At 61.1% G+C, this 2907-nt stretch carries 1 protein-coding gene; it reads right to left on the bottom strand.

The window, feature by feature from the left end:
• Window positions 1-274: 274 nt before the first annotated feature.
• Entirely contained in the window at window positions 275-2788 is a 2514-nt protein-coding gene (locus tag WA354_RS05175; protein ID WP_472811943.1) for an ABC transporter permease, read from the bottom strand.
• Window positions 2789-2907: the final 119 nt, after the last annotated feature.

The following is a 2907-nucleotide window of genomic DNA, read 5'->3' as shown; positions in this document are numbered from 1 at the left end:
CACGATGACCGTAGCGGGTTTGAAAGGGGATGTCTGAGCTATTCAGATCACTCACGACCGTATAACCGGCCTCAAAGGACGGTCTTGGGCGTGTGACCGTCCGCCCTTCAGCTATTGGTTGATCGATATCTTCGCATGCCTTCGGCGGGGATGATGCTGCTGAGTCCTCTGGTTTGCGATGACGGGATTCCCCTGTACTGACTGGCAGCTTATGACTGTTCCCGGTGGCAGCATAACGCTGTAATGGTTGTGGCAGAATTCGTCATATTCGTTCTTATTCGTAGTGCAGCGTTTTGGCTAGATCGAGGTGCAGTGCGCGGCGGGCGGGCAGCAGTGCGGCGGCAAGCACGATGGCAATCAGCGTGCCGATGGCTCCGGCGTAGCTGGCGGGATCGAGATTGCTGACGCCGTAGAGGCCGACGCGGAGAACGTGTGAAGCGAACGCGGCAAACAAGCCGCCCGCAAGCAATCCGAGAGCGACCGGCCATGCGTATTGTTGCAGGACTGCAGCAAGCACCGCTGCAGGCCGGGCTCCAAGCGCAATGCGAATCGCAATTTCCTTGGTGCGCTGCGAAACCGTGAAGGCCACGAGTCCAATAAGCCCGATGCCGGCGAGGCAGACAGCGGTGATGCCGATTGCGCTGACGGCGGTTGCGATCATTTCGAGGCGCGAGACATCTTCGCGATAGAGCAGCCTGATCTGCCGAATCTCCGGCATGGCTTTCGGATCGAGGCCTTCGCTGATGGACTTGATTGCGGGAGTCAGTGAGCCGGGTTCGCCTGCGGCTCGCACGATGACGACCATGCCGGGCATGTCGTCGGGTTGAGCGGGCCAGTATTGTTCTGCAGCGTCGTCATCGTTGAGGGCGTTGATGTGGGCGTCGCCGGTGACACCGATGACAGTGTCCTTCGTGGTTCCGTCGCCGATCTGCTGCCCGAGCGGGTTCTGGCCGGGCCATTGCTGCCGCGCAAAGGACTCGCTGACAATGACGGCATGCTTCTCGCCGGAGAAGAAGGTGCGTCCTGTTTTGAGGGGGATCTGCATGGTGGCGAAGAAGCCGGGATCAACCCAGTTGGGATATACCGTGACAACGCGACCGTTGATCTCGGTGCGGCTGTTGGACACGACGTGGCCAAGAGGTGGGATCTTGACCAGCGATACGGCGCTGACGCCGGGAACGGTGCGGAGGCGATTCTGCATCTGGTTGAGCCAGACTCGAGCGGCTTCAGCGGAGTAGCCGTGTTTGCTCAACTGCGCATCGACGGAGATCAGTTTCTGATAACCGAATCCCGGGTCGGTATAGAGGGCGTGCTGTGTCGCGCGCAGCAACAGGGCCGCCACGATGAGAAGTATGCAGCTCGCTGCGACCTGCGCGGCGACCAGCACCTGGCGCACAATCGTCTTCTGTTGGCGCTGGCGCGCAATCTGCAGTGCAGGTGCGAGCCCGAAGAACGCGGCAGCAAGCACCGTTGTAACCGCGGTGAAGGCCAGAACGCGCCAATCAGGCGTCGCGCTTAACCAGCGCGGCGTATTGGGAGCAGTGAGTAAGAGACGAATCACGAGACAGCCGAGGGCGAGACCGGCAACCGATCCAAGAGAGGAGAGGAGAAGACTTTCGGTGAGGAGTTGGCGCAGGATGCGAGTGCGGCCGGCACCGATGGCGATACGGATTCCGATCTCGTGCTGGCGGGCTACGGCTCGTGCAAGCATCAAGCCGCCGAGATTGGCGCATGCGACGGCGAGGATGAGCAGCGTGAGCACGGCCACCATGGCGGCGATGCGATACATCTCGGGCTGCATTACCTGGAGGTGGCCTCCAGGAGAGCTCTGGATGAATTCGTTGTCCCAGACAGCTTCAGGGTGCTGCTTACGGAGTTGATCTGTCAGGGCGCGCAACTCCTGCTCAGCGGCTTTGGCGCTGACACCGGGGGCGAGGCGTCCCCACATGCGGACGCTCGAATCGTTCCAGTCGTTGAGGGCTTTACTGCCTTCGATGAAATAGGGTTGTTGTGCCATCGGCATCCACAGTTCTGGATGTTGACCGCCAAGGCTGGCGAAGGTGTACGGGGTAATGCCGATGATGGTGGCAGGCCGCCTGTTGATGTGAATGACGCGGCCAATAACGGAGGGATCGCCGGAGAAGCGGTGTTGCCACAGTTCGTAGCTGAGGATGACGGCCGGCGGAGATGCCGGCGAGGCATCCCGCGAAGCCTCGAAGAGGCGGCCATATGCGGCGGGAGTACCGAGCTCAGTGAAGTAGTTGGGAGTCGCAAAAGAGGCGCTGGTGAGTTGCAGATCATCATCGATCTGCATGGGAGGCACGCCGAGCACGGCCATCGCGGCGGAGAGGGTTCGTGCGTTCTGTTGATAAAAGAGGAATGAAGGGAATGCCATCTCACTTGTGTAGTTGTCGGGTGAGCGGCGCTCGAGACGGACGAGAGATGCGGGATCGCGGACGGGCAGGGGTTTAAGCGCGACCATGTTGAAAAGGCTGAACGCGGAGACGTTAGCGCCGATGCCGATGGCGAGAATGAGAACGGCCATGACGGTGAATCCCGGCGAGCGGACGAGGATGCGGACGCCATAGCGCAAGTCCTGCATGAGGCGATCGAGCCACGTCCAGCCCCAGGCTTCACGGGATTGCTCGCGCATGCGTAAGGTATTGCCGAAGTTGGAGCGGCCGGCGCGGGATGCCATCTCGCGATGAAACTCCATGTCGGCCTCGAGTTCGGCATCGATGCGGCGGCGGTTGATGAGATAGAGGATGCGGCGCCAAAGCTCGCCCATGGGGAAATCTCCTATGCGGTGCGCAGAATGTCCTGGATCGCTTGCGTGACGCGGTCGTAGCCGGCGAGTTCGGCCTTCAATTGCGCGCGGCCATCAGGTGTGAGCCGGTAGAAGCGCAC

The sequence above is a fragment of the Occallatibacter sp. genome (genome assembly GCF_049802275.1).
Taxonomy (GTDB): Bacteria; Acidobacteriota; Terriglobia; order Terriglobales; family Acidobacteriaceae; genus Telmatobacter.
This window is presented reverse-complemented; position numbering and strand designations above follow the sequence as displayed.

Bases quoted from the DNA above. Each gene is read 5' to 3' on its own strand.
- WA354_RS05175 (WP_472811943.1), bottom strand. From the start codon at position 2,788: ATGGGCGAGCTTTGGCGCCGCATCCTCTATCTCATCAACCGCCGCCGC.